The organism is Neorhizobium sp. LjRoot104 (assembly GCF_964253725.1).
Lineage (GTDB): Bacteria > Pseudomonadota > Alphaproteobacteria > Rhizobiales > Rhizobiaceae > Neorhizobium.
In genome coordinates this window covers 1,382,031-1,405,038 of sequence record NZ_CAXURS020000001.1, presented here as the reverse complement: position 1 = coordinate 1,405,038, position 23,008 = coordinate 1,382,031, and the positions used below count along the sequence as shown (strand labels likewise).

Below are 23,008 nucleotides of genomic sequence, written 5' to 3'. Positions count from 1 at the left end.
CCTATTTGGTCTTCGGCACGCGCGGCACCGTGGTGCCCTTGCGTGGGGTCTTGGGCGCATCGTCCGATGCGATCACGTCTGCATCGACCATGGCGCGGGCCCGGGCTTGGCCGCCGTCCTTGTCCTTCGGTGCCGACTTCTTCGGCGCCTTGGCCTTCACGACCTTGGCTTCGGCCTCCTCGGCAGCCTCTTCGACCTCGGCCTCCGGCTTCGGCTTCACAGGCGTCGCTTCGGAAATCGAGTCGAGGATGAGCTTGTCCTTGCCATCCTCACCCTTGCCGACGGTCACTCGCACGACGCCACCCTTACGCAGCTTGCCGAACAGGATCTCGTTGGCGAGCGGCTTCTTGATGTATTCCTGGATGACGCGCGAGAGCGGCCGGGCGCCCATCTTTTCGTCGTAACCCTTTTCGGCCAGCCAGGCGATTGCGTCCTGATGCAGGTCGAAGGTGACGTTGCGTTCCGAGAGCTGCGTCTCGAGCTGCATGACGAACTTCTGCACGACCTGATGGATGACATCCGTCGGCAGCCCTGCGAACTGGATGATCGCATCGAGACGATTGCGGAATTCCGGCGTGAACAGGCGATTGATCGCCTCTTCGTCCTCGCCGGTGCGCTTGGACGAACCGAAGCCGATGGCGGCCTTGGCCATTTCCGACGCGCCCGCATTGGTCGTCATGATCAGGATGACGTTACGGAAGTCGATCTTCTTGCCGTTGTGGTCGGTCAGCGAACCATGGTCCATGACCTGCAGCAGGATATTGTAGATATCCGGATGCGCCTTCTCGATTTCGTCGAGCAGGACCACCGAGTGCGGATGCTGGTCGACGCCATCGGTCAGCAGACCGCCCTGGTCGAAGCCGACATAACCGGGAGGCGCGCCGAGCAGCCGCGAGACCGTGTGGCGTTCCATATATTCCGACATGTCGAAGCGCAGCATCTCGACGCCGAGCGAGGCGGCGAGCTGCTTGGCGACTTCCGTCTTGCCGACGCCGGTCGGGCCGGAGAAGACGTAGGAGCCGATCGGCTTGTTCGGTTCGCGAAGGCCTGCGCGGGCCAGCTTGATCGCCGTCGAGAGGGCCTCGATCGCCGCATCCTGGCCGTAGACGACCGAACGCAGTTCCTTCTCCAGGTTGGCGAGAACCATCTCGTCGTCCTTGGAAACGGTCTTGGCCGGAATCCGCGCCATGGTGGCGATCGTCGCTTCGATCTCCTTCTCGGTGATCAGCTTGCGGCGCTTGGAGGCCGGCAGCAGCATCTGCGCCGCACCGGTCTCGTCGATCACGTCGATCGCCTTGTCCGGCAGCTTGCGGTCGGAGATGTAGCGGGCCGACAGTTCGACGGCCGACTTGATCGCCTCGTTGGTATAACGAAGCTTGTGATAATCCTCGAAATAGGGTTTCAGGCCCTTCATGATCTCGATCGCATCCTCGATCGACGGCTCGTTGACGTCGATCTTCTGGAAACGGCGGACCAGAGCCCGGTCCTTTTCGAAGAACTGGCGGTATTCCTTGTAGGTGGTCGAACCGATGCAGCGGATCGCGCCCGAAGACAGAGCCGGCTTCAACAGGTTGGAGGCATCCATCGCGCCGCCGGAGGTGGCGCCGGCGCCGATGACGGTGTGAATCTCGTCGATGAACAGGACCGCACCCGGATACTCTTCGAGTTCCTTGACGACCTGCTTCAGACGCTCCTCGAAATCGCCGCGATAACGGGTGCCGGCGAGCAGCGTGCCCATGTCGAGCGAGAAGATGGTGGCGTCGGCGAGAGCCTCCGGCACCTTGCCTTCGATGATCCGCTTGGCCAAACCTTCGGCGATCGCCGTCTTGCCGACACCCGGATCACCCACGTAGAGCGGGTTGTTCTTGGAGCGGCGGCACAGGACCTGGATGGTGCGGTTGACTTCGGCATGGCGGCCGATCAGCGGATCGATCCGGCCGTCGCGGGCCTTTTCGTTCAGGTTGACGCAATAGGCCTTGAGGGCATCCTGCGGCTTTTTGGCCGAACCCTCTTCCTGGTCGCGGGACGAGGGCTTGGATTCCGGCTCGCTGTCGTCGGCGCCGCGCGGCGTGCGGGTCTGGGAGGAACCCGCGCGCTTGCCGATGCCGTGCGAAATGTAGTTGACCGCGTCGTAGCGGGTCATTTCCTGCTCCTGCAGGAAGAAGGCCGCATGGCTTTCCCGTTCCGCGAAGATCGCGACGAGAACGTTGGCACCGGTCACTTCCTCGCGGCCGGAAGACTGGACGTGGATGACGGCGCGCTGGATGACGCGCTGGAAGCCGGAAGTCGGCTTGGAGTCCTCGTCATAACCGGTGATCAGGTTGGCAAGCTCGTTATCGACATAGTCGGTGACGGTCTTGCGCAGTGTTTCCAAATTGACGTTACAAGCTCCCATGACCGCGGCTGCATCGGCATCGTCGATCAACGCCAAAAGCAGGTGCTCGAGCGTGGCATATTCGTGATGCCGCTCGTTGGCAAAGGTCAGTGCCTGATGCAGCGCCTTTTCTAAACTAGGCGAAAATGTTGGCACGTCGGGTTCCTCACTTCTTTTCCATGACACATTGCAGCGGATGCTGGTGTTGCCGGGCGAAGTCCATGACCTGGGACACTTTGGTTTCCGCTACTTCATATGTAAATATTCCGCATTCCCCCACGCCGTGGTTGTGGACGTGGAGCATGATCCGCGTTGCCGCTTCCCTGTCCTTCTGAAAGAAACGCTCCAGAATGTGGATGACGAACTCCATGGGCGTATAATCGTCATTCAGCAGCAGTACGCGGTAGAGATTTGGCTTCTTTGTTTTTGGCTTCGTGCGGGTAATGACGGAGGTACCGCGATTTGCGTTGTCTCCGTCGCCACCCTTTTCAGCTTGCATCAAGATCGGCAGTGCGATCATCTTCATTCATTCCCCAGTCATCCGGCGGGTTCGTCCGAATGGCCGAACGGCCGGACTTCAGTCTTCCTAACTTAGTTCATTGAATGCGGATTTTAAGCCCCCTTTGCGGCCACGCAATCACTATTCCGCTAAAGAGATCACGGAACATACGGAAAAGCGGAAATTTCGGCATTGGCATGAATCAAAAAGGCCGGCAGCGTTGAACGCCGCCGGCCTTCTGTAGTGAAGGCGTCGCTTGGAGGGGCCGCTATGCGCGTTACGCGGCGTTTGCGGTCACCACGGCGGTCGACTTGGCGACCGGCGCTTCGTAGGGCTTGTAAGCCGTCTTGGCGAGATCGGCATACATGTCGGTGATCTTCGTCGACTCGGCAATGAAGCCCTCGTAAGCCGACTTTACGTAATTGGTCTGGAGTTCGAACATCGCCTCGACGCTGCGGGTGGAGGCGAGCGCTTCCATGAAACCCGTCATGTCCTGAAAGGACTTCTTGGAATAGTCGGTCGCCTCGGTGGCGATCGCCTGATAACTCTTGGCGATCTCGGAATAGCTCTTCAGCATTCCGTCGATTGCTTCCTTGCTCTTCTTGTTGGCTTCATCGAAATTGAACATCGCCGGTCCCTTTGTTCTATTCGGATGCGCTGATAGAAAGCGGCACGCCGATAAAAGTCAAGGCTGATTTGTGCGTCGCAAAATCACCTTTGGTTGCAGCCGCATCCATGCGGATGCATAGACCGATTCAGGTTTCTGATTTTACGAAGATATATCAGCCGGTCACAACTCCGGCGCAAAACGTCGCAGCCATTTTCTTTGCCCGAGGCAGCGACTCACGAATCAAAAAAGCGGGCCTATCAGCCCGCCTTCAAAACCCGGGACCGGAACGATCAGAGATCGACGTCGAGGATCGCCATGGAGAAATTGTAAGAGCGGTCGCCGTCCTCGTCGTCGATATAGATGACGCCGAGAAACTCCTCGCCGAGGTAAACTTCGGCCGAGTCGTTCTTGCGCGGACGCGCCTTGACGATCGCCTGCGGATTGATCACGCGCTTGAAATAGGCGTCGAGCCTCTTGATTTCGTCCGGTTTCACGTTTCTCTCCGTCAGCGGTTCTCGGTTGCCGCGCTTTTGGCATGGGACAAAGGCGAAAGTAAAGTCGCTAGAAATAGCCGTGCCGCTCTTTTCGATGCTCGTGGGGGCCGATGTTCAGCGAACCCCAAACGTCGACAAGCCGCAGGCAAACGCGGGCGAATCAGTCGTCGGCACCAAGAATCTGGTCCATCAGGCGCGACGGTTCCGAACACCCCGCGCTCCCGACCACCTTTGCCGGCACGCCGGCGACGGTCGATTTCGGCGGGACGGCCTTCAGGACCACCGAGCCCGCAGCAACGCGCGAGCACGATCCGACCTCGATATTGCCGAGGATCTTGGCGCCGGCGCCGATGAGGACGCCGTTGGCGATCTTCGGATGGCGGTCGGCGCCCTCCTTGCCGGTGCCGCCGAGCGTCACGCCGTGAAGGATCGAAACGTTGTCGCCGATGACCGCGGTCTCGCCGACCACGAGGCCGGTGGCGTGATCGAGGAAGATGCCCTTGCCGATGCGGGCTGCCGGGTTGATGTCGGTCTGGAAAACACTGGAGGAGCGGCTCTGCAGATAAAGCGCGAAGTCGCGACGGCCACGCAGGAACAGCCAATGCGCCAGCCGGTGCGTCTGGATGGCGTGAAAGCCCTTGAAATAGAGAACCGGCTCCATGAACCGCAGGCAGGCTGGATCGCGGTCGTAGACGGCCTGGATATCGACGCGCATGATCGCGCCCCATTCCGGCCAGTCGGCCAGCATTTCCATGAAGGTCTGGCGCAGAAGGACGTCCGGAATATCCCCATGAGCGAGGCGCTCGCAGATGCGGTGCACGACGCATTCCTCGAGCGAGCGATGGTTGAGCACGGCAGAATAGAGAAATGCGGCAAGCAGCGGGTCCTGCTCGGTTGCCACGCGCGCTTCCTGGCGCAGCGTATCCCAGATGGGATCCATCGTCGCGAGCGGCTCCTGGCGGATTTCAGTTCTTGCGGCCATCGCCGTCTCCTCGTTTGCCTACGGCAGAACTTCGTGCAGCACTATATAGAATAAGTTTACGCCAACACCAATGGCCGCAAAATTGCATTCCGTTGATCGTAAGAATGAGGAAACCTACGGCCGTGCGGAGAGTTCCGCGTAGAACTCCAGAACCGCCTTCTTGAACACGCGGTCGCCGACGGCAAGCATGTGGTCGCGGCCGGGGATATCCAGCGCAATCGCATGCGGCATCAAAGCCGCCAGTTCCTGCGCGGAACCGGCAATGTCGTCCGTGGTCCCGACCCCGATCAGCGTCGGCGCGTCGATACGACCCATGTCCGCGCGGGTCACCAGATCCCGCGAACCGCGGATACAGGCGGCCAGGGCTTGCCTGTCGCTCTTCGTCTGGTCGGCAAAGGCGCGGAACATGCGGCCGCGGGCATGGCTGACGTCATCGAGCGAGGGGGCGAGCAAGGCGTCGGCGATCGGGTCCCAATCCCCTACCCCGTCGGTCATGCCGATGCCGAGACCGCCGAGCACCAGCGAGCGCACCCGGTGCGGATGGGCGAGCGCGGAAAACACCGAGATGCGGGCGCCCATCGAATATCCGAAAAGATGCGCCTCCGGGATCCTCAGGTGATCGAGGAGCGCCATCGAATCCCTTGCCATCACCCAAGGCCGATAGGCTTCCGGATCACGCGGCTTGCCGCTTGCGCCGTGCCCGCGATTGTCCATGGCGATCACCCGGTAACCGGCATCGCCCAGCGTCTTCAGCCAGCCCGGATGCACCCAGTTGACCAGAGCGCTGGAGGCAAAACCGTGGATAAGCAGCACCGGATCGCCGGACGGATCGCCTTCGTCGAAATAGGCAAGATCGAGACCATCATGGGAAAAAGTGGAGAAGGCGGGCGCATTGAGATTCATCGGGGCAGTCCTTATTGAAGCCGGGAACATAAGGGATGAAAGGCTGCGTTTGAACCCGTGAACGACAGGAAATCAACGCGCCTGCGGCGGTTTTCCCACTACACAATCACTGAACGGGCGGGTAATGTCCGGCGCAAATCAGACACGCCGCATTCAAGTATCGGAGACCATCATGGCCGGGCACAGCATTCCCCACTTCCAGAACGACGGCGGGCATCGCTTGATCCAGATCGGCGTCAAGGAATTCATGTGCACCGGCGCTTCGGTTCCCTTCGACCATCCGCACATCTTCATCGACATGGGCGACGACAACGAGAAAGTCTGCTCCTACTGCTCGACCCTCTACCGCTACAATCCGTCGCTGAAGGCCGAACAGACCGACCCGCCGGGCTGCGTCTTCCACGTCAAGGCCGCCTGATCGGCAATCCGACATGTCCATTGAAAGAGTAGCGATCATCGGTGCCGGCATGGCCGGGCTGACGGCCGCGCTCTCGTTTGCCCGCCACGGCATCGCCTGCGACATTTTCGAGGAAGCGGCGGATCTGATCGAAGTCGGCGCTGGCCTGCAGGTCTCGCCGAACGCTTCGCGCGTGCTCTCCGAACTCGGCGTCCTGCCCGCGCTCGAAGCCGTCTGGACCGAGCCCGAGCGGATCGCACTCGTTTCCGGGACGTCGCTCCGGCCGCTTGCCCATGTGCCGGCCGGGCGTTTCGCCCGCGAGCGCTGGGGTTCGCCCTACGGCGTCCTCCATCGCGCCACGCTTCAAAAGGCGCTGCTTGCGGCGGTCGAACAGAACCCGCTCTGCGGCGTCCATCTGGATACGCCTGTCCGCAAGGATCCGCACGCGACGCTGACCGGGATCACCGGCAAAACCTATCCGCTGATCATCGGCGCCGACGGCGTGTGGTCCAATCTGCGCGCCAGCATCCCCGACAGTCCGGAGCCGGATTTTTCGCGCAACGTCGCCTGGCGCTTCACGATCCCCGGCAGCGCCCGGCCCGACTGGCTGAGTGCCGGCCAGGTCACCGCCTTTCTCGGGCCATCGACCCATGTCGTCGCCTATCCGCTGAAAGAGATCGACGGGTTCAACATCGTCGCGATCGCGTCGGGCATCAGCCCCGGCAAGACGTGGGATGCGCAAGCCAGCGATGCGCAGCGGCGGATGCTGCTCACCCAGTTCCGTCGCTGGGACCGGCGCATCGTTCAACTGATCGAAAGGGCCGAGCGGCCGACCTTCTGGCCGCTTTACCAGGTGACCGCCGGGCGCTGGCACAACGGCCGCGACCTGGCGCTGATCGGCGATGCGGCGCATGCGATGATGCCGTTTGCGGCCCAGGGCGCATCGATGGCGATCGAGGACGCCTTCGTGCTGGCAAACCGGGTGGCCGGTCCCCTGCCCCTTGCACTGGCGCTGACGGATTTCGAGAGCGAACGCGCGCAGCGGGTCGCCAAGGTGCGCGCCCGCGGCCTGTTCAACCGCTTCGCCTATCACGCCCGCGGCCCGGTCAGGCTCGGCCGCGATATCGTCCTGTCGCTGCGTCCGCCGCAATCGCTCGCGGCGGATTTCGACTGGCTTTACGGCTTCAAGGCGACGTGATCAGACCTCGGCGGCAGCCGCGAAACCGATTTCCAGGTCCTTCTTCAGGTCGGCCCCGTCTTCGAGGCCGATCTGCAGGCGGATGACCGGCCCCTCCGGCGGCGCCTTGCGGATCGTGCGGTCCGACAGGTTGACCGGCACGGCGAGGCTCTCGTAGCCTCCCCAGGAGTAACCGAGGCCGAAGAAGGTGAGCGCATCCAGAAAGGCGTGCGCCTTGGCTTTCGCCCTTTCGCTTTCGGCCTTCAGTACGAAGGAGAAGACGCCGCTGGCGCCCTTGAAGTCGCGCTTCCAGATCGCGTGGCCCGGGAAGCTCGGCAGCGCCGGATGCAGGACGCGGACAACGTCGTCGCGGCTCTCCAGCCATGTGGCGATATCGAGCGCGCTCTTCTGATGGTGCGCAAGGCGCACGCCCATGGTGCGCAGGCCGCGCAGGATCTGGTAGGAATCATCCGGCGCACCGCAGATGCCGAGCGCGAGGCGGGCTTCCTCGAGTTTCGGCCAGTGCCTGGCATTGGCCGAGACGGAGCCCATGATGATGTCCGAATGGCCGGACGGATATTTCGTGGTCGCGTGGATCGAGACATCGACCCCGAAATCGAGCGGTCGGAAATAAAGCGGCGTCGCCCAGGTATTGTCCATCGTGACGACGCAATCGTGCCGATGAGCCACCTCCGCGATCGCCCGTATATCCTGCATTTCCATGGTATTGGAGCCCGGCGCTTCGGTGTGGATCAGCCTGGTGTTCGGCTTGATCAGCGCCTCGATGCCCGCGCCGATCTCCGGATCGTAATACTCGACCGCAACGCCCAGGCGCTTCAGCATCGTGTTGCAGAAATTGCGGCACGGCGTGTAGACGGAATCGACGATCAGAGCGTGGTCACCGGCCGAGAGATAGGCCAGAAACGGTACCGAAATCGCCGCAAGCCCCGAAGGAACGAGGATGGTGCCGGCCGAACCTTCCAGTTCGTCGAAGGCCGCGCAGAGCGCATCCGTGGTCGGCGTGGCGCGCGTCCCGTAGGTGTATTTCTGGGCCCGCTTTTCCATCGTCGCGGCATCGGGAAACAACACGGTCGAAGCGTGCACGACCGGCGGGTTGACAAAGCCGTGGTAACCGGACGGATCGTTGCCCATATGCGCGAGGCGCGTGTTGGGTCCAGCGCTGGTGAACAGGGATTCGTTCGTCTTCTTCATGTCGGGGAGAGCTTTCATTGGCAATTGAAGCGCCAAGTTTTGCCGTTGGAACAAGGCCCGGTCAACCCTGAGAAAGGCGCCTGGGCCAGATACATCAGGCTGCCTGCCATATCACGGAAAACGCACGTCTTTTGATCACACGTTGCCCAAACTTTGGGTAAGTGAGCGTTTTCTGAGCCAGGTTAACGATTTTACCTCATTTCGGACGCAATTCGAAAAGGCGACACTTGACCCTGCGTTGTTTTGCGAATGAGATAGCAACGCCTGCACCGGGAGGGTTAGCGGGCGGTCGGCCGTATTCGAAAAGACAGGGGAGCGGCCGGTGTCATCAAGTCACAGAAAACCACAGATAAAGGTTGGGAAAATGAAAAAGACGCTTCTGTCAGCCGCGATTGGCGCAGCGGTCCTTGGCTTCGCATCGACGGCATCGGCCGCGACGCTTGATACCGTCAAGTCCAAGGGTTTCGTTCAGTGCGTCGTCAACACCGGTCTCGCCGGCTTTGCCGCACCGGACGCATCGGGCAACTGGTCCGGTTTCGACGTTGACTACTGCAAAGCCGTTGCTGCCGCCATTTTCAATGACGCAACGAAGACGAAATACACGCCGACCACCTCGCAGACCCGCTTCACGGCGCTGCAGTCGGGCGAAGGCGACGTCCTGTTCCGCAACACGACCTGGACGATCAACCGCGACACCGCGCTTGGCTTCAACTTCCGCACCGTCAACTACTACGATGGCCAGGGCTTCATGGTGCCGAAGAGCCTCAACGTGAAGTCGGCTCTGGAACTGTCCGGCGCCGCCGTCTGCGTTCAGTCCGGCACCACCACCGAACTCAATCTCGCCGACTACTTCAAGGCCAACAAGCTCGAATACAAGCCGGTCGTCTACGAAAAGCTGCCGGAAGTGAACCAGGCCTATCAGGAAGGCCGTTGCGACGTTTACACCACCGACCAGTCCGGCCTCTATTCGCTGCGCCTCTCGCTTTCCAACCCGGACGAGCACATCATCCTGCCGGAAATCATTTCCAAGGAGCCGCTCGGCCCGGCCGTTCGCCAGGGCGACGACCAGTGGTTCGATATCATTTCCTGGACGCATTACGCGATGGTTCAGGCTGAAGAGTTCGGCATCACCAAGGCGAATGTCGATGACATCCGCAAGTCGTCCACCAACCCGGACGTCCGCCGCTTCCTCGGCGTCGAGAAGGATACCAAGATCGGTACCGATCTCGGCCTGACCAACGACTGGGCCTACAACATCATCAAGGCCGTCGGCAATTACGGCGAAGTGTTCGAGCGCAACATCGGCCAGAACACTCCCCTCAAGATCCAGCGTGGCCTGAACGCGCTCTGGACCAAGGGCGGCCTGCAATACGCTCCGCCGGTTCGTTAATCGGCCAGACCAAGACGAGACAAGGCGGCCGACGCCGCCTTGTCTCCGCATAAAACAAAACGCATAAAAAGAAAAAGATCTCAAAAATGAGGTCACAGGGGAAAAGGCCAGCATGACAGATCACGCTGCAATTGCGCCTTCCGAAGCGCGTACTCTCAGATCCTATGTTTACGACCCCAAGATCCGGGGTATTTTTTTCCAGGTCCTCACGCTCGTCATCGTGATCGGCGTCGGCTGGTCGATTTTCGACAACACCGTCGCCAACCTTGCACGTTCCGGTACCGCTTCCGGCTACCAGTTCCTGAAGGGCCGCGCCGGTTTCGACATCGGCGCCTCGCTGATCGAATACTCGAGCGATTCGACCTACGGGCGCGCCATCCTCGTCGGCTTCCTCAACACGATCCTGGTGGCTTTCTTCGGCATCATCACCGCCACGACCATCGGCTTCATCATCGGTATCGGCCGTCTTTCGAAGAACTGGCTGATCGCCAAGCTCTGCACCGTCTATGTGGAAGTCTTCCGCAACATCCCGGTGCTGCTGATCATCTTTTTCTGGTACAAGGGCGTGCTTTCGTCACTGCCGCAGGTTCGGGACTCACTCAAACTGCCGCTCGGCATGGTGCTCAACAACCGAGGCCTCGCCTTCCCGAAACCCGTCTGGGGCGATACAGCGTGGGTCATCCCCATCGCGCTGCTGATTGCCATCGTTGCGGCTTTCGTCGTGGCGCGCTGGGCAAAACAACGGCAGATGCGGACCGGCCAGCAGTTCCATACGATCTGGGCGGCAACCGGGCTGATCGTCGGTCTGCCGGTCCTCGCCTTCCTTGCCGTCGGCGCTCCGCTGACGTTCGATTTCCCGATCGCGGGCCGCTTCAACCTGTCGGGCGGTTCCGTGATCGCCCCGGAATTCGTGGCCCTCTATCTGGCCCTGTCCTTTTATACGGCCTCGTTCATCGCCGAGACGATCCGTGCCGGCATCCGGGCCGTGGCCAAGGGGCAAAGCGAAGCGGCGGCAGCACTCGGATTGCAGCCCAGCACCACGACCCGTCTCGTCGTCGTGCCGCAGGCGATGCGCGTCATCATCCCGCCGCTGACCAGCCAATATCTCAACCTTACGAAAAACTCGTCGCTCGGCATCGCGGTCGGGTTTCCGGAACTGGTCGCCACCGGCGGCACCACGATGAACCAGACCGGACAGGCCATCGAAGTGGTGTCGATCTGGCTCGCCGTCTATCTCAGCATCAGTATCACGACATCGCTGTTCATGAACTGGTTCAACGCCAAAATGGCACTGGTGGAGAGGTAAGATCATGAACACGAAAAACCTTGCCTATGTCCGCCAGGAGATGATCGGTCCCACCCCCGCCCCGCTCAGCACCAAGAGCGCATCGGGCTGGATCCGCACCAACCTTCTGGCCACGCCGAAAGACGTCGCGCTGACGATTATCGCGATTGCACTCCTGGTCTGGACGCTGCCGGGCATGATCAACTGGCTGTTCATCCAGGCAGCGTGGTTCGGGACCGACCGTTCGTTCTGCACCACCGCCGTGCAGGGCGGCATCAATCCGAACGGCTGGAGCGGCGCCTGCTGGGCTTTTGTCGGCGACCGCTTCCAGCAATTCATGTTCGGGCGCTATCCGCTCGACGAGCGCTGGCGGCCGATCCTGGTGGCGATCCTGTTCATCGCCCTGCTCGTGCCGATCCTGATGCCGAAAATTCCGCGCAAGGGCCTGAATGCGCTGCTGCTCTTCGTCGGCCTGCCGATTGTCGCATTCTTCCTGCTGCATGGCGGCGTGTTCGGGCTCCAGAAGGTCGAGACACCGCTCTGGGGCGGCCTGATGGTGACGCTGATCCTGTCCTTCGTGGGCATTGCCGTCTCGCTCCCCGTCGGCATCGTGCTGGCGCTCGGGCGGCGCTCGACGATGCCGGTGATCCGCATTCTCTGCGTCACCTTCATCGAGGTCATCCGCGGCGTTCCGCTGATCACGGTGCTGTTCATGGCGAACGTGATGCTGCCGCTCTTCCTGCCGACCGGCTGGACAATCGACAACTTCCTGCGGGCGCTGGTAGGCGTGGCGATCTTCGCCTCCGCCTATATGGCCGAGGTGGTTCGCGGCGGCCTGCAGGCCATTCCGAAGGGACAGTTCGAAGGCGCCGATTCGCTCGGCCTCAGCTATTGGCAGAAGATCCGGCTGATCATCATGCCGCAGGCGCTGAAACTGGTCATCCCGGGCATCGTCAACACCTTCATCGGCCTGTTCAAGGATACGTCGCTGGTGTCGATCATTGGCATGTTCGACCTTCTCGGAATCGTGCAGCTGAACTTCACCGACACGACCTGGATCAGCCCCGTCACACCGATTACGGGCCTCATCTTCGCAGGCTTCATCTTCTGGCTGTTCTGCTTCGGCATGTCGCGCTACTCCGCCTTCATGGAGCGGCATCTCGACACCAACCTGAAGCGATAGCCGGCCTGAAGCGACAGCCAGCCACAAACGATAACTAAGGGGATATAAATGGCAGACGCCCAACCCAAAAAAATGACCGCCTCGGCCACCGACGTTGCCGTCGAAATCATCGGCATGAACAAGTGGTACGGCGATTTTCACGTTCTGCGCGACGTCAATCTGAAAGTGATGAAGGGCGAACGCATCGTCATCGCCGGCCCGTCCGGCTCCGGCAAATCAACGATGATCCGCTGCATCAACCGTCTTGAGGAACACCAGGCGGGCAATATCATCGTCGATGGCATCGAGCTTACCAACGACCTCAAGAAGATCGACGAAGTGCGCCGCGAAGTCGGCATGGTGTTCCAGCACTTCAACCTCTTCCCGCACCTGACGATCCTGGAGAACTGCACGCTCGCGCCGATCTGGGTCCGCAAGATGCCGAAGAAGCAGGCGGAAGAGATCGCCATGCATTATCTCGCCCGCGTCAAGATCCCGGAACAGGCCAACAAATATCCGGGCCAGCTCTCCGGCGGCCAGCAGCAGCGCGTGGCGATCGCCCGCTCGCTGTGCATGAAACCGAAGATCATGCTGTTCGACGAGCCGACCTCGGCGCTCGACCCGGAAATGGTCAAGGAAGTGCTGGATACGATGGTGAGTCTTGCCGAAGAAGGCATGACCATGCTGTGCGTCACCCACGAAATGGGCTTTGCCCGCCAGGTCGCGCATCGGGTGATCTTCATGGACCAGGGCCAGATCGTCGAGCAGAATTCGCCGGCGGAATTCTTCGACAACCCGCAGCACGAGCGCACGAGACTCTTCCTGAGCCAGATCCTGCACTGATCGACCTTACCGGGACCCAGTCATGGGGCGCTTCGGCGCCCCATTTTCGTCTCACCAACGGAACGAATAACGGGCGTTGAGGCTCGTGACGGGTTCGGGCGCATCCGAAGTCCGATCGAGCGCACCGCTGACCGTCATGTACCGGCCGAGCCGCTTTTCCACGGCGATGCCGGCTGCGAGCGTGCGAAACCCGTTGCGGCCGCTTGCCCGGCCGACCAGCGCCGTGCGGCTTGGACTGTGCGACAGGCGAACCGACTGGCTCGCGTCGAGGCCGCGCCATTCTCCCGAGGTCCCGTCATACCGCAGGCCGTAGCTGCTGCGCCTTTCGATATCGATCGTCGGCGTGGCGATTTCCTTTTCGTAATAATTCATGGTGATCCCGGCGCTGCCGGTATTGCCGTCGAGATCGACACCGACGCCGCGGTTTAGCTGATAGGCGGGCGTCTGGATCTTTTCCGCCGTAAAATTGCTCCAGAACTTGACGGGCGTATCGATCGGGGTGCCGCTCTTCGACGTATCGACACCCATCGACACGCCGGCCTCGGCTTCGAGCCGGGTCGGCAGCTTGAGGCCGAGCCTGACGGAATAGCTAGTGTCGGAATTGCGGGTCGGCTTCCAGATCAGGGGCTTGTCTTCCGCAAACCCCGGGCCCGCCGTCAAAAGCGACGCAAGCGCCAAAACCGCGCCGGCGGATGATATCCTTTTCATATGAATCCCCACACGAAGCTCAAAACAAGCAAAGGGTCCGGGCAATTCGAACTGCCCGAATGAAAACCATTTCAATGTGTTGGAGGCGTTTTCCGAGGGCCGTGGCCGCTCAAGCGCCGGTCTGTCTTCCGCCCGCGTAACGCCACGGGACTGACAGCACCCATGATACGAAACAATGCGGCCATTCCGAATCCGCAATGCGGCAAGAATGGGGTTTCACGGGCACCGCCATTTCTTGGCGGCCGCGGCGGGCTGCCTTTCAGGTGTTACGCAAAACGCTCGTCTATGTGTTGCACCGACGCCGATATCACATTGTCGATGACGACGTGGGACAGAAGTACAGGCCCCACGGCCCAAAGCGCCCGCATATGATCGGTATCCTCATGCCGGCGGTGAGCTTCCTCACTGGTGAAGGCTTCCGCGAGCAGTATCCTGTCGGGATGATCCGGCATCGGCACCAGTTCGATATAAAGGCAATCGGGATCGAGCCGGCTTTTCTCCAGATGATCGCGCGCCGCCTCCAGATATTGCTCACGCTTGCCAGGTTTGGTTATGAAAAACCCGATGATGCATTTCATCTTCCCCTCCCAAGGAGAGCCACGCCGACCGGCGATACACCGGCTTGAGTATAAGCCCACACGCAGCTCGGGAACAAATCGCCCGACATCGCGTTCCACGCGGCATCGTATCAAGCGGAGAGCGGACAGATGAAACTCAAGCTCGCATTGGGCGTGGCACTTGGCCTGGCCTGCATTTCGATGCCGGCCAAAGCACGGTCGGATTTGCGGCTCTACGGTGCAGTGCCGGTGGAAAGCAGCCCTCGGCTCATGCAGGCCTACAACAACGCGCTGGCCCGATGCCTCCCTGAAGCCGGCCTGGCGGAGACCGGAGCGATCGCCGGGGCCAGTCTGCCCGCGGTACGGCTGCGGGGTTGTTTGTATCGCAACGGCTTCTTCTACCGGGGCGTCTATGCATACCCGGTCGCCATGTCTGTGTATCACATCCGGTAGTCGGGCGGATCAGTCGGGACGTTCGGGCTGATCAAGGCTTATCGCCCGACACATCGCATGAGAATAAAGGTCATTGGGAAACCTTGGCTTTTTCCTAAATGAAGCCACTTCAAATGCGAGTCCTCGACACAACCTTTGCAAACGCAATAGGTTAGCGACACATCTGATGCTAGTCTCAGCCGAAGCTGCCGTCAACGTTCCTTGCAAAGAATGATCGATTTGGATTGCGCCAAGCTGTTGCCGCAGGACAGCGCCTTTAATGTCAGCGTCGAGCAGAAAACAGCTGAGGATTGTAGCCTTGAAGCAATTGCCATTTCCTGTCGCCTGAACGAGCATATTCGGTAAGGCTGGAGGAAATGCTATGAAGCTTAAAACTGTTAGAGTGACAAATTACCGAAGCATAAAGGATACGGGCGTCATCGATATCGAGCGTCAAAAGACGATATTTGTCGGCCCAAACGAAGCCGGAAAATCGGCGATTCTTCAAGCTATCCAGCAATTGAAGCGTCCTGATGGGGTGCCGAAACTTGATGCCCTTCGTGACTATCCGAGATCGCTCTATAACGATATCACACGCGGAAAGGTCAATCCCACCCTCACCAAGGTGGTTACGGCAACCTTTGACCTTGAGGACAGAGATAAAGAGGACCTACCGGCCGAGTTCAAGGATAAGGTGACCACCTACACCTACACTCGGTATCTCGACAATACAGGTACCCATACTTGTGATTTACCCTCGACGGGAACGACCCTAAATCAGATTCAGAAGGATTTGGACAGAATCGCTTCTCATGCAGACGCGCGACTTAGCTCTGAGAGCGGCACCGAATCCAGCAAATCCACTTCTGATTTGGAAGCCGCAGCGGCGGGGATCAATGGAAGGCACAATTTAAGCAAAGACGAGCGCATCAAGATCAAGGGATGGCTTAAGAAACAAATTGGGCACATTGAGTCTGGCTCCAGTATCGAAGAACGATATGATGCCGTCGTTGATGCGCTGGACTTTGCGGATGGCGCAGATGAGGTGCTGTCCGTTCTTCACAAGAACATGCCAGTCTTCGTCCTTTCTAACAACTACTTCCGTGTAAGGCCTCGTATTCATCTGGCACATCTCCATCAGCGTGTTTCGCAGAAACTGATGGATGACGAGAAGTACGACTACGGTAACCTCTGCTTGCTCAAATTGCTTGGTTTCGATGCACAGGAGTTGGCAAAAGCCGGTACTGTCACAGACGAGCAGCGTAGAGACGCAAGTGAAGGTAATCTATCGGCAATCGAACGACGCGCCGACGAGCGTCAGTATCAGTTGGACGCGGCAAGTGCTCGACTTACCGAGGAAATAAGGTCAATCTGGAATCCGAACCCTGATCGCGCAGAAGCAGATCGCCTTCGTGTCCTTGCTGATGGTCAATACCTCAAGGTCGTTGTCGAAGATGATCTTGGTGTTTCGGTTGAACTGGATCAAAGGTCAGAAGGTTTCCAGTGGCTTGTGTCATTCTTCGTCGTCTTTTTTGCCGAGGCTGAAGACAATTATGAGAACGCAATCCTTCTGCTCGATGAACCTGGAGTTAGCCTGCATGCCTTGAAGCAGCGTGAATTCCAGAAAACCATCACCAGATTGTCAGAGAACAATCAAACGATTTTCACCACGCATTCGCCATTCCTGGTTGGCAGCGACGAACTCGATCTCGTGCGTGTAGTTGAAATGACCGACCGGAAAGTTGGAACCAAGGTCCACACGACGGTGACGTCGAGCGATCCAGCCGGATTGCTTCCGTTGCAGGAGGCTCTTGGATATGATCTCGCGCAAAGCCTCTTTACGAAGAAAAAGAACTTCATTTTGGAGGGTTTGACCGACTATTGGTATATCGACGCCGTTTCAAACCTGTTGAACGCAGCAGGCAAGGTTCACCTCGATCCGAAGGTCGCCCTTATTCCTGCAGGAACCGCGAGCAAAATAACATATTTCGCCACGATCCTGCACGCTCACAACCTGAAAGTTGCCGCCCTGCTCGATTCCGACCGTGCTGGGGACGACGTTGCCAAACAAGAAGTTCTGGTCCACACGTTGAAACAGAAGGCTATCCTGAGAACAAAGGATTTCCTTGTAAATCCCGTCGAAAAGTCAGAAATCGAAGACCTGCTACGAGAGACGCTAGTCGAAGTGGTCAGGTCTGAGTTCGAGATCGACGTAAAAGCGATTTTTGAGAAGCAATCCGATAAACCAGCTGTCGATATTCTCGCGAAGGAAATAAAGGACTTCAGCAAGTACAAACTTGCGAAAGCCTTTCTCCGCTGGAGCAGGGACCACGACGCATCGCACTTTTCGCAAACAGAGGTGGAGCAATTTGAAAAGCTATTTGCTGCGGTCAATAAGGCGCTGTCCTGATCTTTTGCGTGACGCCGTCTAGCTCGGCAGCGTCACGCAGTTTTTTATCGGGTCTTAATCGAGACTTTAGGCCGCTGTTTTCTTTGTCCGACGCGTCCCGTTCATGAGTTCGCTGACTCTTTGGGGATCAAGGGTTCCGAGTTCGAACAATTCCTTGCCCAGAGCGACCAGGGCATCTTGTTCCTTTTCCAGAATTGCTTTTGCTCTGCTGAACTCCTTGGCAAGCTTCGCGTCGATCCTTCCCCTCAATTCCGGATCACTCCGTCGCAGATTTTCCAAGGCATCATCATCTGTTGCCCCACAATGACGGTATGATGCCCCCATACCGAGTGTTGTTTCCATCATCGTGGCCAGCCTAGTTGCTCGCGCAAGATCGGACGACGAACCAGCACCCGCCCCGTCGTAGGTTTCACCGAAAACGAGTTCTTCGGCTGCCAGACCTGCCAAGATCATCGCGATCTGGTTATCGTAGTTGGCTCGTCCCCGGTGCGCGATGATGGGCATCTCGAAATATGCAGCCCCTGCCTGATTGCTGGCACCTTTGCCGAGGCAAATTTGCTCGACCACGCGAGTACCAACATATTTCCCGACACCGAGCTTGATCCCGACCAGAGTGTGCCCGGATTCGTGAATGGCATTCGCGTACCGGTGTTCATCGGTCAGCCGGACGACTTCAGGCAGTCCTTCCAGCAAATCATCGACCGTGACCGTTCGCTTTTCCCGACGTGCGATGCGCCGGGCGTTGCGAGCAGCTTGGGCCAGGTCGGCACCGGACATTCCTTGTGTCGGAACGACCAGCTTGTGCAGTTCGTCAACCGGAATGCAGAAATCTACATGTTGCGACAAAATCCCTACACGGTCGGCCGCATCTGGCAACGGGATGACCACGTGGCGCTCCAGACGTCCCGACCGGACAACGGCAGGGTCGATCCTGTCATAGTGATTTGTAGCACCCACAACGATGATGCCTTCTCTCCCACCCACACCGTCCAACAGCTCCAAGAAGGCGTTGACGACCTGGATCGAATATTCGGAATTGTCATTCTTGAACTTCTGCCGGTCGCCGATTGAGTCCAACTCGTCGACGAACAGAATGGATGGCGAATCTTCCCTTGCTGCCGAGAAGTCCGCTCTCATGGCCTTCAGCAAGTCCCCCAAATGCCCCTTTGATTGCCACTGGCCGAGTGATGTTGCGATCAGTTTCACGCCACACTGTTTCGCTACGGCCTGAGCAAAGATGCTTTTGCCAACGCCTGGAGCGCCGCTCAGAACAATGCCACGGTCAACGTCATCCCAATCAATGTTGCCGTTGCGCCAATCAGCCAAGTCCTGTGCGAGCTGCATTCCCCAAGCCTTCGCGTCGCCATAGCCGAACATGTCTGCCAGAGCAGGAACCTCCCGAGCCGATCTACGCGTAGGCGTATCGTCGTCATGCGGCCGTACTGCTGCCAGGCGTTCCAAGACCGTCGAGATAGGCCGCCCAGGACGCAAGGCTGCCCACAAGAGCCGTTCGGGATAGGACATAGCCTGTAGCGCGGCCTGAACAGGCACTCTGATCCCCAGAACAACCCGACAGGCGATCTGCAAATCTCGGTGGTTCACGGGAGGAATGTCAGCAACGACGTCTGCCCCGATACTGATTTCGGCTGGAATCGACGCGCCATGCTCGACGACGATGATGGCTCTTCGCTTCTTCAGGCAATCATCCCGGAAATCGTTCAGCGTCTTAGACAGCTTGTCGCCCTTCAGGACGTACATGAAGCCTCGATCATCGCGCCGGAAGTCGTCATCCGGAAACAGTTCATCTAGAATGGCTGGACCATAACGCGCGGGTACGTGGTCTTCAGGCGTGATCAACACCAGAATCCCCTCGCCACCTTTTGCAAACACCGGGTGGGATTTCAGGGCTCGCTTCATGGAGCACAACAACGCGAAATCTTCTGCGGATTTCGCAACCTTCGATTTTCTCTTGAACATAGTAACCTCGGAGCAGCCCAGCTGCTTTCGAAACCTGAGGTCAGCCGCGACGGCGGCGGACGGTGGATTCGGGTCCGATCAACGCTTCATCCATATCAAGGTCGATGAAGCGGTTGAGAACCATGGACGCCAGGCCTGCTATTGGCCGGGTCTCTCGAAACACCGATAGGCATTCGGCTAGCGTAAGGGTTCCGTGCTCTTCCAGGGCCGCAAGGAGACGGACGCGATCTTCCAGGCCCGCCTGAAACTTTCCGTATCGGAGAAGGTCCTTGGCGTTTTTTAGCCGGATCGCGGGCAGATCAGGGCGGCGCACCGCTTCATACTTATGACCACTCTGATAGACCGCCTCCGCGATCCACGATGGCGTATCATCGGTGATCGCATCGATCACAACGAGATGATCATCAACTCGGGCCACGAGGTCAGGTCGATAGGTATCGCATCCATTGACGAACGCCAGCGACTGGCATCGCCATTCAGTAACGACGTCATCAACGTCGAGGAGGCAAGCCACGTCTCTGGCGAACTGGCTGCGAAAGATCACAGGGCCATCACATCGGATTGTGGCTGAAGGGTAGAAAATCTGACCCTGGGATACTGTCTTCCAGGGTTGAGAAGACGACGGTTCAACACTCATCTGAACTACTCACGTAAACGCGTGGGAACGGCCTCCAATCGGAGGCAGCGATCAAGGCGTTATTCGTAGTCGGTGTAGCGCGAGTTTCGTCATAAACGGAACAAATAAAGAACAAAATATGGAATGTCAACGGGTGTTCATCCGGCTATCGCCGTTTATTAAGCGTTTCACCGTGCCCAAAGCAGTAAGTTCACGCGTGAGCGTCCGGTGAGCCGGTTTTGGTCGTGTGCATAATTGGCGCAAGTTACGTCACAGATGAATCATTTGTGACGTAACAGGGTATGAATGGCCAAGGTTGAGATCCTGACGGGTGCGGAGCGACAGCGGCGGTGGTCGACAGAACAGAAGCGTTCGATATTGCGCGAAGCGTTCAGCGCGGATGGCAGCGTGTCGGATGTGGCACGTCGGCACGACGTTCTTCCACAGCAGATTTACGCCTGGCGAAGGAAGCTCTCGCCACCCGAATTGAAACCTTCAGAGACCGTATCGTTCGTCCCGGTGTCGCTTGTCGGGGGAGCTGAGAGCTTGAGTGACGGCTTCAAGAGGAGCGGCGCTCGGTCTCGATGGAAAGGCGTTGAAATTGTCCTGAGGAATGGCCGCTTGCTGAGAATTGCGGCTGACATGGATCTTGAGGTGCTGTCCTCACTGGTCGCTTGCGTGGAGGCGGCATGATCGGGCCTTCCGGGAATGTACGGGTCTATCTGGCCTGCGGGGTAACCGATATGCGGCGTGGCATTGATGGTCTATCGGCGCTGGTCGAAACGGTCGTGAAGGAGGCACCGAGTTCCGGTGCGATCTTCGGCTTCCGCGGCAAGCGCGCTGACCGGATCAAGCTTCTCTGGTGGGACGGTCAGGGGTTCTGCCTGTTCTACAAGGTTCTGGAGCGCGGATACTTTCCGTGGCCGACGGCGAAAGAGGGCGTAGCGCACCTGACGCAGGCGCAGCTTTCCATGCTCGTTGAGGGGATCGACTGGCGCCGCCCGGCGTGGACGTCCGCTCCTGGTCGAACGGGGTAAAAGCTATATTTTGCAGGGAGATCCGGGGCAAAAAACTGGCGTTTTTGGCGCAAATCGGCTACCTTTGCGGGTATGGAAACAACGCCGCTGGACAGTCAGGACGAGCTATCTGCTTTGCGCGCGCTCGTCGCCGAGCAGGCGGCGAAACTTGAGAGCCAGGAAGCCGAGGTCATCAAGCGCGACTCCATCATCGGGCTTTTACGCGCGCAGTTGGAACTGCTCCGCCATCGGCAGCACGGCGCTTCTTCGGAAAAGGTCGACCGGAAGATCGAACAATTTGAGCTGATGCTGGAGGAGATCGAGGCCTCCCGTGCCGAGGCTGAACTGCGCTCCGGGAAAACTCCTCTGCCGGAGTTGGACCACGCATCCGAGAAGCCGAAGCGCAAGCCATTGCCCGATGGTCTTCCAACCGAAGAGCTGGTCTATGCGGCGCCCTGCAATTGCCCGACCTGTGGTGGCACTTCGTTCCTGAAGGCGGCCGACAGGGTGGTCCAGGTGTTGGAGCATGTGCCGGCGTCGGTCAAGATTGTCCGTCATGTCGAAAAGCGCATGATCTGCAGGGAGTGCGACACGACGGTAGCGGGTGAGATGCTGACCCTGCCGATCGAGCGCGGCAAACCCGGGCCGGGATTGCTGGCCCATATCATGGTCGCCAAATTCGACGATCACATTCCCCTCTACCGCCTGTCCGAGATGTACGACCGGTTGGGGATAGACATCTCCCGATCCGTGATGGCGGACTGGGTCGGTCGCGTCTCCGTTCTACTGGCTCCTCTCATCTTGCTGATCAGAGCCCATATTGCCGCGGTCGACCGAATACATACGGACGATACCCCGGTCGATGTTCTCGACCCCGGGCGAGGAAAGACGAAGACCGGCAGGGTCTGGGTCTATGTCTTCGATGGAAGCGGTTACCAGGACCCCACTCCCGGCGCGATCGCCTACTACTATAGCCCTGACCGCAAGGGCGAGCATCCGGCTGACCACCTCGCCACCTTCAGCGGTGTGATGCATGCCGACGGCTATGGGGGCTACAAGAAACTCTACGGCAACCAGATCATCGAAGCCGCGTGCATGGCGCATGTGCGCCGCAAGTTCCATGATGTGATCAAGCTGAAGCCGTCTCCGATCGCTGAGGAAGCGTTGTCGCGGATCGGAGCGCTCTACGATATCGAGGATCGTATCCGCGGCATGCCGGCTGACGAGCGGCGTACCCTGCGCCAACAACATGCCAGACCCATACTGGGAGAGTTGAAGGCCTGGATCGAGGATACGCTTCCGACGCTGCCACAGAAGCAGAAGCTGGCCGAAGCAATGCGATACGCCCTCTCGCGATGGACAGCCTTGAGCGTTTACATCGACGATGGCCGGGTCGAAATCGATAACAACATCGCTGAACGGGCCATGCGTCCGCTTGGAATCGGAAGAAAAAACTGGCTGTTCGCCGGCTCCGACAAGGGCGGCGAGCGCATCGCCAACATACTGACCATCATCGAGACTGCCAAACTCCATGGCCACAATCCGGAGGTCTATCTCACAGACGTGCTGACCCGGATCCAGGATCACCCCAAGAACCGACTTGAGGACCTGTTGCCCTGGAACTGGACACAGGCGAAAGACCGATACGAGGCGGCGTGATGGCACGATCGAGGTTCATCTATACGCTGAAAGAGGTCGCCAGTATGATCGGCGAGAACCTCGAACTCATCGAGGAGGTGACCGCCAACTCGGACAATATCGCCGGGGGTGAATTGGTTTATGTGCGCGATGGCAGTGAAGATGGCACGAAGGGTCTGACCGAAAATGGAATCGACGACCTTCAAAATCTACTCGCCGACATCAGGACCTGGGATGGTGGTATCCGCCAGTTCCTCGTCGACGAAAAATGCGATCCCGAGCTCATCGAGCGAGTCATGGCAGATGAGGTGAAGCGCGTCCCATAG

At 59.1% G+C, this 23,008-nt stretch carries 23 protein-coding genes; 12 read left to right on the top strand and 11 right to left on the bottom strand.

The genetic code is table 11. The annotated features are described in order from the left end of the window. Position 1: 1 nt before the first annotated feature. From clpA to ACSQ8R_RS07185, 6 genes are all read right to left on the bottom strand, one after another. Entirely contained in the window at positions 2-2,530 is a 2,529-nt protein-coding gene (clpA, locus tag ACSQ8R_RS07210) for an ATP-dependent Clp protease ATP-binding subunit ClpA (protein WP_436252721.1), read from the bottom strand. 10 nt (positions 2,531-2,540) lie between these two features. Then, on the bottom strand, positions 2,541-2,894 hold the full coding sequence (gene clpS / locus ACSQ8R_RS07205) for an ATP-dependent Clp protease adapter ClpS (protein ID WP_007758328.1): 354 nt from the start codon (positions 2,892-2,894) through the stop codon (positions 2,541-2,543). 256 nt (positions 2,895-3,150) lie between these two features. Next, positions 3,151-3,501, bottom strand: coding sequence for a phasin family protein (locus ACSQ8R_RS07200; protein ID WP_436252720.1), 351 nt, complete (start codon positions 3,499-3,501; stop codon positions 3,151-3,153). Between the two features lie 272 nt (positions 3,502-3,773). Beyond that, positions 3,774-3,977 carry a DUF3126 family protein gene (locus tag ACSQ8R_RS07195; RefSeq protein WP_436252719.1) on the bottom strand — a complete coding sequence of 68 codons (204 nt, stop codon included), beginning with the start codon at positions 3,975-3,977 and terminating at the stop codon, positions 3,774-3,776. 160 nt (positions 3,978-4,137) lie between these two features. Beyond that, positions 4,138-4,959: a serine O-acetyltransferase gene (gene cysE, locus ACSQ8R_RS07190; protein ID WP_436252718.1), complete on the bottom strand. Its 822-nt coding sequence runs from the start codon at positions 4,957-4,959 to the stop codon at positions 4,138-4,140. A 114-nt stretch (positions 4,960-5,073) separates the two neighbouring features. Then, complete coding sequence (locus ACSQ8R_RS07185) at positions 5,074-5,862, bottom strand: alpha/beta fold hydrolase (RefSeq protein ID WP_436252717.1); 789 nt, start codon at positions 5,860-5,862, stop codon at positions 5,074-5,076. A gap of 172 nt (positions 5,863-6,034) precedes the next feature. Between ACSQ8R_RS07185 and ACSQ8R_RS07180 the strand changes: the two genes are divergently transcribed. Beyond that, positions 6,035-6,280, top strand: coding sequence for a zinc-finger domain-containing protein (locus tag ACSQ8R_RS07180; protein WP_007758304.1), 246 nt, complete (start codon positions 6,035-6,037; stop codon positions 6,278-6,280). A 13-nt stretch (positions 6,281-6,293) separates the two neighbouring features. Further along, complete coding sequence (locus tag ACSQ8R_RS07175) at positions 6,294-7,457, top strand: FAD-dependent monooxygenase (protein WP_436252716.1); 1,164 nt, start codon at positions 6,294-6,296, stop codon at positions 7,455-7,457. Here ACSQ8R_RS07175 and ACSQ8R_RS07170 read toward each other — a convergent pair whose 3' ends face one another. Next, positions 7,458-8,648, bottom strand: a complete 1,191-nt coding sequence (locus ACSQ8R_RS07170; RefSeq protein ID WP_436252715.1) for a cystathionine beta-lyase — start codon at positions 8,646-8,648, stop codon at positions 7,458-7,460. Between the two features lie 364 nt (positions 8,649-9,012). Here ACSQ8R_RS07170 and ACSQ8R_RS07165 point away from each other — a divergent pair, with 364 nt between their 5' ends. The 4 genes from ACSQ8R_RS07165 to ACSQ8R_RS07150 all read left to right on the top strand — a co-directional run bounded on the left by ACSQ8R_RS07165 (position 9,013) and on the right by ACSQ8R_RS07150 (position 13,328). Further along, the gene (locus ACSQ8R_RS07165; protein WP_436252714.1) at positions 9,013-10,038 is read left to right on the top strand and encodes an amino acid ABC transporter substrate-binding protein; all 1,026 of its coding nucleotides are present in this window, start codon (positions 9,013-9,015) and stop codon (positions 10,036-10,038) included. A gap of 112 nt (positions 10,039-10,150) precedes the next feature. After that, positions 10,151-11,344 (top strand): amino acid ABC transporter permease, encoded by a 1,194-nt coding sequence (locus tag ACSQ8R_RS07160; protein ID WP_436252713.1) that lies wholly within the window; start codon positions 10,151-10,153, stop codon positions 11,342-11,344. Positions 11,345-11,384: 40 nt separating this feature from the next. After that, positions 11,385-12,506, top strand: coding sequence for an amino acid ABC transporter permease (locus ACSQ8R_RS07155; protein ID WP_436255400.1), 1,122 nt, complete (start codon positions 11,385-11,387; stop codon positions 12,504-12,506). 48 nt (positions 12,507-12,554) lie between these two features. Then, positions 12,555-13,328 carry an amino acid ABC transporter ATP-binding protein gene (locus tag ACSQ8R_RS07150; protein WP_436252712.1) on the top strand — a complete coding sequence of 258 codons (774 nt, stop codon included), beginning with the start codon at positions 12,555-12,557 and terminating at the stop codon, positions 13,326-13,328. A gap of 51 nt (positions 13,329-13,379) precedes the next feature. On the opposite strand, the gene ACSQ8R_RS07145 is transcribed toward ACSQ8R_RS07150, so the two are convergent. Both ACSQ8R_RS07145 and ACSQ8R_RS07140 read right to left on the bottom strand, forming a co-directional pair. Next, on the bottom strand, positions 13,380-14,036 hold the full coding sequence (locus ACSQ8R_RS07145; RefSeq protein WP_436252711.1) for a hypothetical protein: 657 nt from the start codon (positions 14,034-14,036) through the stop codon (positions 13,380-13,382). Between the two features lie 266 nt (positions 14,037-14,302). Next, positions 14,303-14,614: a putative quinol monooxygenase gene (locus ACSQ8R_RS07140; protein WP_436252710.1), complete on the bottom strand. Its 312-nt coding sequence runs from the start codon at positions 14,612-14,614 to the stop codon at positions 14,303-14,305. Between the two features lie 129 nt (positions 14,615-14,743). Here ACSQ8R_RS07140 and ACSQ8R_RS07135 point away from each other — a divergent pair, with 129 nt between their 5' ends. Both ACSQ8R_RS07135 and ACSQ8R_RS07130 read left to right on the top strand, forming a co-directional pair. Then, a complete protein-coding gene (locus ACSQ8R_RS07135; protein ID WP_436252709.1) occupies positions 14,744-15,046 on the top strand; it encodes a hypothetical protein in 303 nt (100 codons plus the stop codon). A 361-nt stretch (positions 15,047-15,407) separates the two neighbouring features. Then, positions 15,408-17,435: an AAA family ATPase gene (locus ACSQ8R_RS07130; RefSeq protein ID WP_436252708.1), complete on the top strand. Its 2,028-nt coding sequence runs from the start codon at positions 15,408-15,410 to the stop codon at positions 17,433-17,435. A 66-nt stretch (positions 17,436-17,501) separates the two neighbouring features. On the opposite strand, the gene ACSQ8R_RS07125 is transcribed toward ACSQ8R_RS07130, so the two are convergent. Together ACSQ8R_RS07125 and ACSQ8R_RS07120 are read right to left on the bottom strand one after the other, a co-directional pair. After that, on the bottom strand, positions 17,502-19,412 hold the full coding sequence (locus ACSQ8R_RS07125) for an AAA family ATPase (RefSeq protein WP_436252707.1): 1,911 nt from the start codon (positions 19,410-19,412) through the stop codon (positions 17,502-17,504). Between the two features lie 40 nt (positions 19,413-19,452). Further along, positions 19,453-20,049 carry a hypothetical protein gene (locus ACSQ8R_RS07120; RefSeq protein ID WP_436252706.1) on the bottom strand — a complete coding sequence of 199 codons (597 nt, stop codon included), beginning with the start codon at positions 20,047-20,049 and terminating at the stop codon, positions 19,453-19,455. A 285-nt stretch (positions 20,050-20,334) separates the two neighbouring features. Between ACSQ8R_RS07120 and tnpA the strand changes: the two genes are divergently transcribed. The 4 genes from tnpA (at position 20,335) to ACSQ8R_RS07100 (ending at position 23,008) form a co-directional block, all read left to right on the top strand. Next, positions 20,335-20,721, top strand: a complete 387-nt coding sequence (tnpA, locus tag ACSQ8R_RS07115; RefSeq protein WP_436252705.1) for an IS66-like element accessory protein TnpA — start codon at positions 20,335-20,337, stop codon at positions 20,719-20,721. Beyond that, positions 20,718-21,065, top strand: coding sequence for an IS66 family insertion sequence element accessory protein TnpB (gene tnpB, locus ACSQ8R_RS07110; protein ID WP_132442462.1), 348 nt, complete (start codon positions 20,718-20,720; stop codon positions 21,063-21,065). Before tnpA ends, tnpB begins: the two co-directional genes overlap by 4 nt. 72 nt (positions 21,066-21,137) lie before the next feature. Further along, positions 21,138-22,703, top strand: a complete 1,566-nt coding sequence (tnpC, locus tag ACSQ8R_RS07105; RefSeq protein WP_436252704.1) for an IS66 family transposase — start codon at positions 21,138-21,140, stop codon at positions 22,701-22,703. After that, positions 22,703-23,008: a hypothetical protein gene (locus tag ACSQ8R_RS07100; protein WP_436252703.1), complete on the top strand. Its 306-nt coding sequence runs from the start codon at positions 22,703-22,705 to the stop codon at positions 23,006-23,008. Before tnpC ends, ACSQ8R_RS07100 begins: the two co-directional genes overlap by 1 nt.